Origin of the sequence: Streptomyces blattellae, from assembly GCF_009709555.1 — a bacterium.
GTDB lineage: Bacteria > Actinomycetota > Actinomycetes > Streptomycetales > Streptomycetaceae > Streptomyces > Streptomyces blattellae.
In genome coordinates this window covers 1-15594 of sequence record NZ_WJBG01000238.1, presented here as the reverse complement: position 1 = coordinate 15594, position 15594 = coordinate 1, and the positions used below count along the sequence as shown (strand labels likewise).

General features: G+C 70.7%; 8 protein-coding genes and 1 tRNA gene. All 9 read left to right on the top strand.

Annotation, left to right across the window (positions count from 1 at the left end; translation table 11 throughout):
- Positions 1-150 precede the first annotated feature (150 nt).
- Positions 151-732: a small secreted protein gene (locus tag GFH49_RS34985; RefSeq protein WP_230396673.1), complete on the top strand. Its 582-nt coding sequence runs from the start codon at positions 151-153 to the stop codon at positions 730-732.
- A gap of 268 nt (positions 733-1000) precedes the next feature.
- Complete coding sequence (locus GFH49_RS34980) at positions 1001-2518, top strand: DUF7059 domain-containing protein (RefSeq protein ID WP_155060085.1); 1518 nt, start codon at positions 1001-1003, stop codon at positions 2516-2518.
- Between the two features lie 329 nt (positions 2519-2847).
- Positions 2848-3045: a hypothetical protein gene (locus tag GFH49_RS34975; protein WP_155060084.1), complete on the top strand. Its 198-nt coding sequence runs from the start codon at positions 2848-2850 to the stop codon at positions 3043-3045.
- A 248-nt stretch (positions 3046-3293) separates the two neighbouring features.
- Complete coding sequence (gene topA / locus GFH49_RS34970; protein WP_155060083.1) at positions 3294-6257, top strand: type I DNA topoisomerase; 2964 nt, start codon at positions 3294-3296, stop codon at positions 6255-6257.
- Between the two features lie 141 nt (positions 6258-6398).
- A complete protein-coding gene (tmk, locus tag GFH49_RS34965) occupies positions 6399-9785 on the top strand; it encodes a dTMP kinase (RefSeq protein WP_155060082.1) in 3387 nt (1128 codons plus the stop codon).
- Between the two features lie 301 nt (positions 9786-10086).
- Entirely contained in the window at positions 10087-11292 is a 1206-nt protein-coding gene (locus GFH49_RS34960) for a DNA polymerase III subunit delta' (RefSeq protein WP_155060081.1), read from the top strand.
- 494 nt (positions 11293-11786) lie between these two features.
- Entirely contained in the window at positions 11787-13463 is a 1677-nt protein-coding gene (locus tag GFH49_RS34955) for an alpha/beta hydrolase (RefSeq protein ID WP_155060080.1), read from the top strand.
- 107 nt (positions 13464-13570) lie between these two features.
- Positions 13571-13644 (top strand) — tRNA-Thr (locus GFH49_RS34950).
- A 465-nt stretch (positions 13645-14109) separates the two neighbouring features.
- Positions 14110-15540, top strand: coding sequence for an IS66 family transposase (tnpC, locus tag GFH49_RS34945; RefSeq protein WP_155054304.1), 1431 nt, complete (start codon positions 14110-14112; stop codon positions 15538-15540).
- Positions 15541-15594: the final 54 nt, after the last annotated feature.

Sequence of the window (15594 nt, the reverse complement as noted above, 5' to 3'; positions counted from 1 at the left end):
CGCCCTGTGCGTGTTCACGCCCTGTTCCGTGACCCTTCTCTCTCTGGTGTAAATCGCATGAAAGGGGTCTCCAGTGGACCTTCGGCGTGCGGTTGTCACCCATCCGGCGTGTATGTTCCGGGGCCGAGAGCCGTGGAAGGGACCGAACCGGTGAACAAGAAGCTCGCGGCCGCACTGTCCGGCGGTGCGGTACTGGTACTGGCGCTGTCGGCATGCAGCGGCGACGAGAGCAACGAGGAGCTCGACGCCTGGGCCAAGAAGATCTGTGACACGGCCACGGCGCCGAACGAGAAGATCGCCGCCGCCGACGCCGCGATCAACAAGGTGGCCACGGACAGTGAGCCCGAGGAGCTCCAGAGGGTCGACTCCCAGTCCTTCGGGGACCTCTCTGAAGGCTTCCAGGAGCGGGCGACCCACCTCCGGGACGCCGGAGCGCCTCCGGGTGTCGACGACGGTGAGAAGACGCAGCAGGACGCCATCAAGAAGCTCACCGCCGTCTCCACCGCCTATGCCGACCTGAAGAAGCAGGTGGACGCGCTCGACACCAAGGACCAGGCGAAGTTCGCGTCCGGGCTGAGCAAGGTCTCGGACGGGATGACGGATGTGGTGACCCTCCGCAAGAACGCTGTCACCGCGCTTGAGAAGCTGGAAGAGGGCGAGGCCAAGAGCTCGCTGGTGAAGCAGGAGAGCTGCAGGTCGGCGTCGGCGTCGGCCCCGGCCACCGACAGCTGAAACGCCACTGCGGACGGAGGCTGGGTCCTCGTGGACGGGTGTGGAGTCGTCGTGGACGGACGTTGAGTCGTCGTGGGCGGACGTTGAGTTGTCGTGGGCGGACGTTGAGTTGTCGTGGGCGGGCGTGGAGTCGTCGTGGGTGGACGCGGAGACCTCGTGGGTGGACGCGGACTGCTCGCGGCCGGACGGAGAGTCTCCTCGGCCCGATGCGGTGCCACTACGGTCCGACCCAGAGCCCTGGCGGCCCGGTGCGGGTCACAATGAGGGCGTGAGTAACTCCAGCCTGTCCCCGCTGCCTTCCACCGACCGCCCCGAGGTCACCTCCCGCCTCCGGGACGCCCTGCTCGCGGCCTCCTTCACCGCTGACGGACTGCTCGAACTGCTCGGTGTGCCCGCGTACGCGGCGCTCGCCCGGAGCGAAACCGTGCCGGCGCTCCGGGCGACCCGCGGCGACACGCCGCTGGAGACGCTCGTGCGGCTGTTCCTGTTGCAGCAGCCCGCGCCGCACGCGCGCGTGGCGGACGTTCTGCCGCTTCCGGAGTGCCTGGAGAGCGGGTGGCTGGTGTCCGTCGGCGGGGACGAGATCGCGGCCACCGTGGATGTACGGCCGTACGGCGGGCCCGGTGGCGAGGACTGGTTCATCGTGTCCGACCTGGGGTGCGCGGTCGGCGGGGCCGGTGGCATCGGCAGCCGCGACGAACGCGTCGTCCTGGGCGTCGGCGGCGCCTCCACGACCCTGGCCGGCATCACCGTACGTACGCCCGTCTCCGCCGCCCTCGACCTCGGCACCGGCTCCGGGATCCAGGCGCTGCACGCCGCGCAGCACGCCACGAACGTGACAGCGACCGACGTCAACCCGCGCGCGTTGCACATCACCGCCCTGACGCTGGCGCTGTCGGGCGCCCCGGGGGCCGATCTCCGGGAGGGCTCGCTGTTCGAGCCGGTCCGGAACGGGGAGACGTACGACCTGATCGTGTCGAACCCGCCGTTCGTGATCTCGCCCGGTGCGCGGCTGACTTATCGCGACGGCGGGATGGGCGGGGACGATCTGTGCCGCTCGCTCGTTCAGGGGGCGGGGGAGCGGCTGCGGGAGGGCGGGTTCGCGCAGTTCCTCGCCAACTGGCAGCACGTGGAAGGGGAGGACTGGCAGGACAGGATCAGGTCGTGGGTGCCGCGCGGGTGCGATGCCTGGATCGTGCAGCGCGAGGTGCAGGACATCACGCAGTACGCCGAGCTGTGGCTCAGGGACGCCGGCGATCACCGGGGCGACCCGGCCGAGTACCAGGCGCGGTACGACGCGTGGCTGGACGAGTTCGAGGCGCGCAAGGTGAAGGCGGTCGGCTTCGGCTGGATCACGCTGCACAGGACGGGTGCGGCCGTGCCCTCGGTGACCGTCGAGGAGTGGCCGCATTCGGTCGAACAGTCGCTCGGTGAGACGATCCGGGCGCACTTCGACCGCCTCGACTTCCTGCGTACGCACGACGACGCCGACCTGCTCGAAGGCCACTTCCGGCTCGGCGCCGAGATCGTCCAGGAGCAGGTCGGGCTGCCCGGCGCCGAGGACCCGGAGCACGTGGTGCTGCGCCAGCACCGCGGTATGCGCCGGGCCACCAAGGTGGACACGGTCGGCGCGGGCTTCGCGGGCGTCTGCGACGGCACGCTGAGCGCCGGACGCATCCTGGATGCCATCGCCCAGCTGATGGGCGAGGACCCGGTCCTGCTGCGCGACCGCACGCCCGCACAGATCCGGCTGCTGGTGGAACAGGGGTTCCTCGATCCGGCGTAGTGACGACATCTCCGACTCGATCAAGCAGTGCGGCAACAAATTCAGGTCGATCTGGGCATCCGGTTCGAAGCCGGTTCGAAGCCGGTTCGAAGCCGGTTCGAAGCCGGTTCGAACTCGGTCGGGGCGGGTCGGGGCGGGTCGGGACCGGTCGAGATGGGGCAGGGACGGGTCCGGAGCCCGTCGGCGGGACCGGTCCGGAGCCTGTCGGCGGGGGATCCACAGCTGCGTCGGCCTCTCGTTCACCTGAGGTTCGCCGGGTCGCCGTCCGCGCGTGCCAGCCTCCCGGCACTGGGCACGCGCGGATCGGAGAAAAGGGGCCACAAAGAGCCATGGAGAGCGGACCGGCGATCTTCGCGGGTGTGGTGTTCGCCCTGTTCGGCGGCGGGCTGCTGGTGTGGACGGCGGTCCGGGTGCGGCACCGCGAACCCGTTGCCCACGGTGTGAGCCCCGTCGCATCGGCGACCCTCGCGACCCTCGCCGCGGTGATCGCGCTGATCCTCGGAACGTGGTGCTTCACCCGCCTCTGAGGACCGCCTCAGGGCAGGCACTTCGACAATTAGGAGGTCATCCTCCGGATAGGCTCGAAAAGTCCGGCGGGTACTCCGGGCGGCAGGAATGGCGGGAGTCGGGTTACCGTTCGAGTGGCCGTTGCGGGCTTTTCCCGTTTGACACGGGGGCGGGATGTACCGTCACACTCCGCAGCGTCAGCATGACCCGACCCCGGGAACCAAGGCCTGGGGATCGACCCCAGCGTCGACCGGAGAGAAGAGCGAAGTTGTCCCCGACCAGCGAGACCGCACAGGGCGGCCGCCGACTCGTCATCGTCGAGTCGCCTGCCAAGGCGAAGACGATCAAGGGCTACCTCGGCCCCGGATACGTCGTCGAGGCGAGCGTCGGGCACATCCGCGACCTCCCCAACGGCGCCGCCGAGGTGCCCGAGAAGTACACCGGCGAGGTCCGCCGCCTCGGCGTGGACGTCGAGCACGACTTCCAGCCCATCTACGTGGTCAACGCTGACAAACGGGCCCAGGTCAAGAAGCTAAAGGACCTGCTGAAGGAATCCGACGAACTCCTCCTCGCCACCGATGAGGACCGCGAGGGCGAGGCCATCGCCTGGCACCTCCTGGAGGTGCTCAAGCCCAAGGTCCCGGTCAAGCGCATGGTGTTCCACGAGATCACCAAGGACGCGATCCGCGCCGCCGTGGCCAACCCGCGCGACCTCAACCAGCGCATGGTCGACGCCCAGGAGACCCGCCGCATCCTCGACCGTCTCTACGGCTACGAGGTCTCGCCGGTCCTGTGGAAGAAGGTCATGCCGCGGCTGTCGGCCGGCCGTGTCCAGTCGGTCGCCACACGACTCGTGGTGGAGCGGGAACGCGAGCGCATCGCGTTTCGTTCTGCTGAGTACTGGGACCTGACGGGCACCTTCTCCCCCACCTACGGCTTCGCTCCGGCGGGGGGACCCCCATCCGGCCGCGCGGGGGACCCCTCGGACCCGTCGTCGCTGGTCGCCCGCCTCCAGACCGTCGACGGCAGGCGGGTCGCGCAGGGCCGCGACTTCGATTCCCTGGGACAACTCAAGAGCGCGAACACCCTCCACCTCGACGAGGCGAACGCCCGCGCCCTGGCCGCCGCCCTGGAACAGACGCGGTTCTCCGTCCGGTCCGTCGAGTCCAAGCCGTACCGCCGCTCGCCGTACGCCCCGTTCCGTACGACGACGCTGCAGCAGGAGGCCAGCCGCAAGCTGGGCTTCGGCGCGAAGGCCACGATGCAGATCGCGCAGAAGCTGTACGAGAACGGCTACATCACGTACATGCGTACGGACTCCACGACCCTGAGCGACACGGCGATCACCGCCGCCCGCGCCCAGGTCACCCAGCTGTACGGCGCCGACTATCTTCCGTCGTCCCCGCGGACGTACGCCGGGAAGGTCAAGAACGCGCAGGAGGCGCACGAGGCGATCCGCCCCTCCGGCGACCGCTTCCGCACCCCTGCCGAGACCGGACTGACCGGCGACCAGTTCAAGCTGTACGAGCTGATCTGGAAGCGGACCGTCGCCTCCCAGATGAAGGACGCGACCGGCAACTCGGTCACGGTGAAGATCGGTGGCACCGCCGCCGACGGCCGGGACGTCGAGTTCAGTGCCTCCGGCAAGACGATCACCTTCCACGGCTTCCTGAAGGCGTACGTCGAGGGCGCCGACGACCCGAACGCCGAGCTGGACGACCGCGAGCGCCGCCTGCCCCAGGTGCGCGAGGGCGACGGGCTCAGCGCCGAGGAGATCACGGTCGACGGGCACGCCACCAAGCCCCCGGCCCGCTACACCGAGGCCAGCCTGGTCAAGGAGCTCGAAGAGCGCGAGATCGGCCGGCCGTCGACGTACGCGTCGATCATCGGCACGATCCTCGACCGCGGCTATGTGTTCAAGAAGGGCACGGCACTCGTCCCCTCCTTCCTGTCCTTCGCCGTAGTCAACCTCCTGGAGAAGCACTTCGGCCGGCTCGTCGACTACGACTTCACCGCCAAGATGGAGGACGACCTCGACCGCATCGCACGCGGCGAGGCGCAGGCCGTGCCGTGGCTGAAGCGGTTCTACTTCGGAGAGGGCGACGCGACCGGTGCCGCCGACGCCGGGAACGGCGACGGGGACCACCTCGGCGGCCTCAAGGAGCTGGTGACCGACCTGGGTGCGATCGACGCGCGCGAGGTGTCGTCGTTCCCCGTGGGCAGCGACATCGTGCTGCGCGTCGGGCGCTACGGCCCGTACATCGAGCGTGGCGAGAAGGACACCGAGCAGCACCAGCGCGCGGACGTGCCCGAGGACCTCGCTCCGGACGAGCTTTCCGTCGAACTCGCGGAGGAACTGCTCGCCAAGCCGAGCGGGGACTTCGAGCTGGGTGCCGACCCGGAGACGGGCCACCAGATCGTCGCCAAGGACGGCCGCTACGGCCCGTACGTCACCGAGGTGCTCCCCGAGGGCACCCCGAAGACCGGCAAGAACGCCGTCAAGCCGCGTACGGCCTCGCTGTTCAAGTCGATGTCGCTGGACACGGTGACCCTTGAGGACGCGCTGAAGCTGATGTCGCTTCCGCGTGTCGTCGGCACCGATGCCGAGGGTCAGGAGATCACCGCGCAGAACGGGCGCTACGGGCCGTATCTGAAGAAGGGCACGGACTCGCGTTCGCTGCAGTCGGAGGAGCAGCTCTTCACGATCACGCTCGAAGAGGCGCTGGCGATCTACTCCCAGCCCAAGCAGCGGGGGCGGGCCGCCGCCAAGCCGCCGCTGAAGGAGCTGGGCGAGGACCCGGTCAGCGGGAAGCCCGTCGTCGTCAAGGACGGCCGCTTCGGGCCGTACGTCACCGACGGCGAGACCAACGCGACCCTGCGGTCCGGCGACAGCGTCGAGGAGATCACCCCGGAGCGCGGCTTCGAACTGCTCGCCGAGAAGCGGGCGAAGGGGCCCGCCAAGAAGACGGCGAAGAAGACGGCCGCAAAGAAGGCCCCGGCGAAGAAGGCTCCGGCCAAGAAGACGGCTGCCAAGAAGATCGCGACCAAGAAGACGACGACGGCGGCCAAGACGACGACAGCGAAGACCACGGCGGCCAAGAAGGCGACAGCGAAGACCACGGCGGCCAAGAAGGCGACAGCGAAGACCACAACGGCCAAGACGACGACAGCGAAGACCACGACGGCCAAGAAGGCGACGGCTTCGCAGTCGGCGTCCTCGGTGGAGGACTGAGGCTCGCCGCGGGTCGTGTGAGCGTCCGCATCTTGACTTCTGGTTCGCAAAAGGCGTGCCCCGGCAACACTTTGGTGTCGGGGCGTGCGCACGTTCGGACGGGCGCGGCGGGCTGTCGGTGGCTGCCGATAGGCTGAATGCATGACCCGAGCCGAGCAGCCAACGGCCCCTCACCCGGCCCCCGACGACACCCTGGTCGCGGATTCCCGCGAGCGTGCCGTCCGCGCCCTGCTGCGCCAACCGCAGCTCAAGCGCCTGTGGAGCGCGCATCTCGTGGGCGGCGTCGGTGACACGCTCGCGCTGCTGGTGCTGGTCGTCCTCGCCCTCCAGGTGGCCATCGCCGAGGGCTCGTTCGGCGGCGGCTACCGGGGCGTGGCGTTCGCAGTGGCGACCGTCTTCGCCGTGCGCATCCTCGCGACACTGCTCTTCGGGGCCGTACTGCTCGGCCCGCTCACCTCGCTGACGTCCCAGGACGGTCCGCTCGACCGCCGCTGGACCATGGTCGGCGCGGACGGGCTGCGGGCGGCGCTGCTGATCGTCGCGCCGCTGTGGATCGACTGGATGCCGGACAACGCGCTGGCCGTCCTCCTGGTCACCGTCTTCGTGACCGGCGTCGCAGAGCGCTTCTGGACGGTGTGCCGGGAGAGCGCGGCCCCCGCGCTGCTGCCGGCCCCGCCCCCGGAGGGGGCGACGGTGCGTCCGCTGCCGGACCACCTGGACGCCCTGCGGCGCCTGTCGATCCGTACGACCTTCGTGGCGATCCCCCTCGCGGCTGCCGGGCTCATCGCGGCGGGCCTGCTCAACAACCTGCTGGGCGCCGGAATCGACTGGTTCGAGCAGCACCAGGCCGCCCTCGCCTCGTATGTGGCGGCCGGTCTCTTCGCCGCCTCCCTGTCCGTGCTGTCCTTCCTGGAGCTGCCCGGCACACGCACCCCGCGCGCGCGGTCGCCGCTCGAAGGGCTGCGCCGTCCCAAGACGGGCTCCGGCGTCGACCGGGGCCGTACCGGCGCGCTGCCTCTGCTGGTGCTGTCCTGCGGTGCCGTGGCGGGGGCGATCGCCGCGGCCGTCGCCGTGTCGGTGCTGCACGCCAAGGACCTGGGCGGCGGCCCGGTGACGTACGGGCTGCAGGTGCTCGCGCTGACCGGCGGTGTCGTCGTCGGCATGCGTACAGCGCCTTCGATGCTCCCCTCCCTGTCGCGCCGCCGGCTGCTCGCGCTGGCCATCGCCTTCACCGGGATCGCGCTGCTCGCCGCCGGGCTGGTGCCGGACCCGACCACGGTGCTGCTGATCGTCGCACTGGCCGGCGTCGGGGCGGGCGTGGCCGCCAACACCGGGCACACCCTGCTCGACCAGGAGGCCGAGGACCACCGGCGGGCGCGTACGACCGAGCATCTGCACGCGGTCGTACGGGTCTTCGTGGCGCTCGGCGCGCTGATCGCGCCCCTGGTCGCGGCGCTCATCGGGCCGCATCGGCTGGAAAACGGCAAGTTCGTGTTCGCGCACGGCGGCGCGGCGTTCACGCTGATGCTGGTCGGCGCGCTGCTGCTGCCGGTGGCCGCGCTGGTGCTGGCCAAGGTCGACGACCGCTCCGGTGTGCCGCTGCGGCAGGACCTGCGGGACGCGCTGCTCGGCGGCGACGACCCGGAGACGCTGCCCGCAGCGTCCGGTTTCTTCATCGCCCTGGAGGGCGGCGACGGCGCCGGGAAGTCCACCCAGGCCGAGGCGCTCGCCGAGTGGATCCGCGCCAAGGGACACGAGGTCGTGATGACTCGCGAGCCGGGCGCGACGCCGGTCGGCAAGCGGCTGCGGTCGATCCTGCTGGACGTGTCGTCGGCGGGGCTGTCGCACCGCGCGGAGGCGCTGCTGTACGCGGCGGACCGCGCGGAGCACGTGGACACGGTCGTGCGGTCAGCCCTGGAGCGCGGCGCGGTCGTCATCTCGGACCGTTACATCGACTCGTCCGTTGCCTACCAGGGGGCGGGGCGCGACCTGTCCCCGACCGAGATCGCCCGCATAAACCGGTGGGCGACGAACGGCCTGGTGCCGCACCTGACCGTGCTGCTGGACGTCTCGCCGGAGACCGCGCGCGAACGGTTCACCGAGGCGCCGGACCGGCTGGAGTCGGAGCCCGCCGAGTTCCACGAGCGCGTGCGCTCCGGTTTCCTGACGCTGGCCGCCGCCGACCCCGGGCGGTATCTGGTCGTGGACGCGGGCCAGGAGCCCGAAGCCGTCACCACCGTCGTCCGGGCGCGGCTCGACCAGCTGCTGCCACTGTCCGAGGCCGAGATTCAGGCCCGTGAGGAGGCACGCCGGAAGGCCGAGGAGGAGGCCCGGCGCAAGGCCGAGGAGGAGGCCGCCCGCAAGGCCGAGGAGGAGCGGCTGGAGCGCGAGCGCCAGGAGCAGCTTGAGCGGCTGCGCGCCGAGGAGGAGGAGCGCAAGCGGCGCGAGCTGGAGGAGGCGCAGCGGCGCGAGGCCGAACGCCAGGCGGAGGAGGCCCGGCAGCGGGCCGAGGAAGCGCGTCGGCGTGCGGAGGAGGAGCGGGCCCGGCTCCTCGCCGAGGAGAAGGCGCGTGCCGAGGAAGAGGCCCGCCGCAAGGCCGAGGAGGAGCGGCGGCGCAAGCAGGCCGAAGAGGAGGCCCGGCTGCGAGCCGAGGCGGAGGCGCGGCGCCTGGAGAAGCAGCGCAAGGCCGAAGAGGCGCTGCTGCGCGCCGAGGAGGCACGCAGGCTGGCGGAGCAGGCGGCGGCCGCGGCGGAGGCGGGCCCTCGGCAGGCTGCGGCTCCTACGGCGCCGGTTGTGCGGCCGGATGCCGCGCCCGGTGCGGCCTCGGACGCGGTGACGGTGCCTACGCCGGCTGTGACGCCGGAGGACGCGGCACGCGGGCGCTCGGCCGAGGACACGGCTGTGCTGCGGCCCGTGCGGGATGTGCCGGAGGGCGGGACTGGCCAGGCCGGTTCTTCGAGGGCCGGTTCCGCTGGACAGGCCGCTGCCGGGTCTTCCGGACAGGCCGCGTCTGGGGCTTCCGCGGCGGGCGATTCCGAGGAGACGACCGAACTGCCGAAGCCTGAGGTGGCGTCGCCGGGGGCTGCGGACGAGACGGCGGTGTTGCCGCCGGTCGCCCCTCGTGCCGCCGATGAGACGGCGGTGTTGCCGCCGGTCATCCCTGGTGCCGCCGACGAGACGGCGGTACTTCCGCCGGTGCCGCCCGGTGCGGCGGACGAGACCGCGGTGCTTCCTCCCGTACAGGGGGAGGATCCGGCGGACCGGGTTCCGCCAGGGTTCTTCCGGGAGGAGTCTGCGAGGGCGCAGCCGGACGGGACTGAGGACCGTACACGCGAGATGCCTCAGGTCGATCCGGAGGCGGCGCCTCGGCGGCGGGCCCGGTCCGACTGGGCCGAGGAGACGCCGCTGGACGATCTGCCGACGCTGGCGGACGAATTGCTCGGACCGCGCGACGACGGCGACGACGGCGACGAGAACGACGACGACATCGACGACGAGCGGGGGCGGGGGCGCGGTCGGCGGCGCTGAGCGTTTCGGGTTGGGGGGTGGGGGCAGGGCGCTTGGCTGAGCTTGTTTGGCGACCTGCGCCAGGGCGGCCAGGGTGCGGGCCGGTGGTGGCTCGTTCGGCGAGTGGCGCCAGGGTGGGGAGGACGCGGGCCAGCGGTGGCTCGTTCGGCGAGCCGCTCGCAGGACCACCGCCCTACGACCCCGCCGGTCTCGGATGTCTTGGCGGTCTCGGCGGTCTCGGATGTCTCAGAGACTCCGTTGTCAGTGCCACCCCGCACAATGGATGGCGAACACGGACCGTGACGAAAGGGCGGGGTGACCCATGACCGTATGGGACGACCTGGTCGGCCAGGAGAAGGTGAGCGCGCAGATCGATGCCGCCGCTCGCGATGCCGATGCCCTGGTCACAGCCGCGGCCACGGACGTGCCGCCCCCCGAGGCGTCCAAGATGACGCACGCCTGGCTGTTCACCGGCCCCCCCGGCTCGGGGCGCGTCGCGGCGGCGCGGGCGTTCGCCGCCGCGCTGCAGTGCGTGAGCCCCGACCGCGCGCTCGGCGGAGCCCCCGGCTGCGGCTTCTGCGACGGCTGCCATACGACACTGATCGGCACGCACGCCGACGTCAGCACGGTGGCCGCCGTGGGCGCGCAGATCCTCGCCGACGACATGCGGGACACCGTCCGCAAGTCGTTCACCTCCCCGGCGAACGGCCGCTGGCAGGTCATCCTCGTCGAGGACGCCGAGCGGCTGAACGAGAAGTCGGCCAACGCCGTCCTCAAGGCCGTAGAGGAGCCCGCCCCCCGCACGGTGTGGCTGCTGTGCGCCCCCTCCATCGAGGACGTGCTGCCGACCATCCGCTCCCGCTGCCGCCATCTGAACCTGCGCACGCCCTCGGTCGACGCCGTCGCCGACATGCTCGTACGACGTGAAGGTATCGAGCCCCCGGTCGCCGCCGCGGCGGCCCGCGCCACCCAGGGGCACATCGACCACGCCCGCCGCCTGGCCACCGACCCGGCCGCCCGCGAGCGCCGGGCCGCAGTGCTCAAGCTGCCACTGCGGGTCGACGACATCGGCGGCTGCCTGAAGGCCGCCCAGGAACTCGTCGACGCGGCAGCCGAGGACGCAAAGCAACTCGCCGCCGAGATGGACGACAAGGAGACCGAGGAGCTGAAGGCTGCGCTGGGCGCGGCTCAGGGCGGCCGGCTGCCGCGAGGCACGGCGGGCGTGATGAAGGACCTGGAGGACAAGCAGAAGCGCCGCCGAACGCGTACGCAGCGCGACAGCCTCGACCTCGCCCTGACGGACCTCACCGGCTTCTACCGCGACATCCTCGCTCTTCAGCTCGGCTCCCGCGTGGCCATCGCCAACGCCGACGCCGAGGACACCCTGGAGCGCCTCGCCCGCGCGGGCTCCCCGGAGTCCACACTCCGCCGCATCGAAGCCATCGCCGCCTGCCGGGACGCCCTCGACCGCAATGTGGCGCCGCTGCTGGCCGTGGAGGCGATGACCCTGGCGCTGAGAGCGGGCTGACAGGGCGGCGGACCGGCATCCTGCTTGAACATGCGGGGGTGGCCGATGTGTTGACGACGTAACTCGTACGAGGCACGACCGCAGCCGTCCGAGGCGGGACGGACGCTCGTACGGGGGAGGCCCAGCAACTGTCCGAGACGGAACCGGTACCTGTACGGGGCGCCCCGCAAACAGATCGTCGCCCGACTGCGTCCGACCGACAGCTGACCGGCATCAACCGACATCAACCGACACCGGCATCAACCGACACCGGCATCAACCGACACCGGCATCAACCGACACCGGCATCAGCCGACACCGGCATCAGCCGACACCTGCATCAGCCGACACCGGCATCAGCCGACACCTGCATCAGCCGACACCTGCATCAACCGACATCCGACCGGCATCAACCAACACCTGACCCGCATCCGACCGAGACCGGCGCTGCACACCTACGGGCCACGCCCTGCACGCACAGCAATTGATCCATCGCGTAGGGTTACGCTCGCTGGATGCACACTAGGCGCTCCTCCCGACCGACCAGCCGGAGCCCGAAGCCCCAGACCAGGCTCCAGCCCTCCGCCCGCCACGCCACGGACACGGCCGGCACCCCCCGCCCCCAAGCACGCACCACCCCCCGCACTGCCGCGGCGGCACTCCTTACCACCGTCGCCCTGCTCGCTTCCGCCTGCTCCGCCGGAGGCGTGACGACATCGGCCGGTACGGCGGCGGAGGCGGCGCTGGCCGCGCTGCCGCAGGCGACGCCGGCGGCGCTCTCGCCGTTCTACGCGCAGAAGCCGGGCTGGCGCAGCTGTGGAGCCCCCGGGTTCGAGTGCGCCACGATCAAGGCGCCGCTCGACTACGACCGGCCCGACGCCGGCGACATCCGGCTCGCCGTCGCCCGCAAGAAGGCCACGGGGCCGGGCAAGCGTCTGGGGTCGCTGCTGGTGAACCCGGGTGGACCGGGCGGCGCGGCGGTCAGCTACCTGCAGGCGTACGCCGGTGTCGGCTACCCGGCGGAGGTCCGCGCGCGCTACGACATGGTGGCGGTGGACCCGCGCGGGGTCGCCCGCAGTGAGCCCGTCGAATGCCTCGACGGGCGGGACATGGACACGTACACCCGGACGGACACCACGCCCGACGACGAGCAGGAGACGACCCAACTCGTCGACGCCTACAAGAAGTTCGCGGAGGGCTGCGGCAGGGACTCGCCCGGACTGCTGCGCCATGTCTCGACCGCCGAGGCGGCACGGGACATGGACATCGTGCGGGCGGCGCTGGGGGACCGGAGGCTGAACTTCGTGGGGGCGTCGTACGGGACGTTCCTCGGGGCGACGTACGCGGGTCTGTTCCCGGACCGGGTCGGGCGGATGGTGCTGGACGGTGCGATGGACCCGTCGCTGCCCGCCCGCAGGCTGAACCTCGACCAGACCGCGGGCTTCGACACGGCCTTCCAGTCCTTCGCGAGGGACTGCGTGCAGCAGCCGGACTGCCCGCTCGGCGGCAGGGGCACGACGCCCGAGAAGGCCGGCGACAACCTGAAGGCGTTCTTCACGAAACTCGACGCGCGGCCCATCCCGACCGGCGACGCGGACGGCCGTACGCTCACCGAGTCCCTCGCCACCACCGGCGTGATCGCGGCGATGTACGACGAGGGAGCGTGGGCGCAGCTTCGTGAGGCGCTGGCCTCGGCGATGAAGGAGAACGACGGTGCGGGGCTGCTCGTCCTCTCCGACAGCTACTACGAGCGTGGCGCCGACGGCCGCTACACGAACCTGATGTTCGCCAACGCCGCCGTGAACTGCCTCGACCTCCCGGCAGCCTTCGACACCCCCGAGGAGGTGCAGGAGGCACTTCCCGACTTCGAGAAGGCCTCCCCGGTCTTCGGTGAGGGCCTCGCCTGGGCCACCCTGCCCTGTGCGTACTGGCCGGTGGCGCCGACGGGCGTACCGCGCCGCATCGAGGCCAAGGGGGCCGCCCCGATCATCGTGGTCGGCACCACCCGCGACCCCGCAACGCCCTACCGCTGGGCCCGCGCCCTGGCCGGCCAGCTCTCCTCCGCCCGCCTCCTCACCTACGAAGGCGACGGCCACACCGCCTATGGCCGCGGCAGCGACTGCATCGACTCCACGATCAACAGCTACCTGCTCCGCGGCACCCCTCCGACGAAGGCAAAGCGCTGCTCATAGCCCACCTCACCGCCCCGGAGCAGGTCGCTCCGGGGCCGGTACGGAGCACCCCCCGAAACTGTGTAGACTTACCGACGTTGCCGATCGCACCATAGTGCGGACAGCGCGCCGCCTTAGCTCAGATGGCCAGAGCAACGCACTCGTAATGCGTAGGTCTCGGGTTCGAATCCCGAAGGCGGCTCTATGGTGAACCCCAGGTCAGGGCTTTGACCTGGGGTTTCTTGTTTCAGATGACCTTGGAATCTCGGTAAATCGGGCACTTTTCGTCTGTGCATCGTAATGCGTAGGTCGGAGGTTTGGCTCTGTGACGAGATCGACGATCTAACGCTCTGACCTGGTCTTTTAATTGCTCGTGGGGATGGGCCAGGCTTGCGCAAAGGGTCCCGGTGGACAAGCGGTGGACAGCCGTGCGTGACCCTCCATCAGGGGGCTCCTGCTGCCCCTGGGCCGATGAGTGGAATCCACCGGTCTCCGATGGGACGATAGACGTGGTCGGGACTGTCCGGTCCGGACAGAAGTCGTATCCGGCTCCGGGCCTCGCGAAACCATCCCTGCCGTCCCCAAGGTAAGCATTCAGCAGGTCGTGATCGGCTTCGCTGTCTGACGATGTGACAGGTTGCGGGTGGGTGCGGCAGGATCCGTGGTCATGTCGTCGGGGTGGGAGTCTGCGTCGCGTGAGGACCTCCTCACGGTGATCGGGCTGCTCCAGCGACAGAACGAGGAGCTGGCCGCGGCGAATGAGCGGTTGACGGCGCGGGTGGCAGAGCTGGAGCGGCGGCTTGGCCGGAACTCGGGGAACTCCTCGATGCCACCGTCCTCGGACACCTTCGGTCGGCCGGAGAAGAAGCCGGTACCGAAGAGCGGCCGCAAGCGGGGACGCCAGCCGGGTGCCGACGGATCTGGGCTGTGCATGGTCGCTGATCCCGATGTCACCGAGGACCACCTTCCAGCGGCCTGCACCGGGTGCGGCCGGGCGCTGGGCGAGGACGACAGCATCGGCTTCGAGCGCCGTCAGGTCCGTGACATCCCGCTGACCACGGTGAAGGTGACCGAGCACCGGGCCCATCGCTGCCGGTGCGCGTGCGGGACGGTGACCGCCTCGCCGATGCCCGGCCAGGTCGCCCGATCGCCCTCCTCCTATGGCCCCAACCTGCGTGCCCTGGCCGTCTACCTGCTGGTCTTCCAGCACATCCCCGTCGAGCGGACCACGATCCTGATCCGGGACGTGACCGGGGCCGAGGTCTCCACCGGCTGGGTCGCCTCTCTGCTCCCCGAGGCCGCCGGCCTGGTCGAGGACTGTCTGAACCTGATCCGTGCCCTGCTGATCATGGGACACGTGCTCCACGCGGATGAGACCACCACCCGCATCGGCACCACCCGGCGCTGGCTCCACGTGGCCTGCACCGACTTCCTCACCCTGCTCCACCTCGCCCCGCGCTCGCGCGCCGGAGCAGATGCCGGCAAGGTGCTCCCGCACTACCGGGGCGTCCTGGTCCACGACTCACTGTCCCTGTATGCCGGCTACGACTCCTGCACCCATCAGCTGTGCGGAGCCCACCTGATCCGCGAACTGACCGCCGCCGAAGAGGACTTTCCCGACCAGAAGTGGCACCAGCAGATCCGCTGGGCCCTGGCCGGACTGAACACCCAGGCCGTACGCGTCCGGAACCAGGAGACCGCCGAGATCACCCCCGGTGCGCTCCTGCTGCACTGCGAAGCGTTCCACCAGGGCATCAAGGTCGGGCTCAGTCTCCATCCCAAAGTGCCGGGCCGGAAGCAGAGCCCGGCCCACAACCTCCTGACCCGGCTTCGCGATCAGGCCCACGACGTCCTGCGCTTCGCCGACGATCCCCGGCACGTGCCGTTCACCAACAACTGCGGCGAACGGGCCCTGCGTCCGGTCAAGACCCAGCTGAAGATCTCCGGCTGCCATCAGTCCGACACGGGCGCGACGGCCTGGCTCGCCGTGCGCTCCTACCTCGACTCCGCCCGCAAGCACGGCCTGACCACCTTCGAGGCCATCCACCGCGCCTTCACCGGCAAACTCTGGATGCCACCCATCGCACAGACCACCTGACCAGCCACTCTCACCGACCGTCACCGATCAGGCCCATTCCTTCTGAATGCGTAC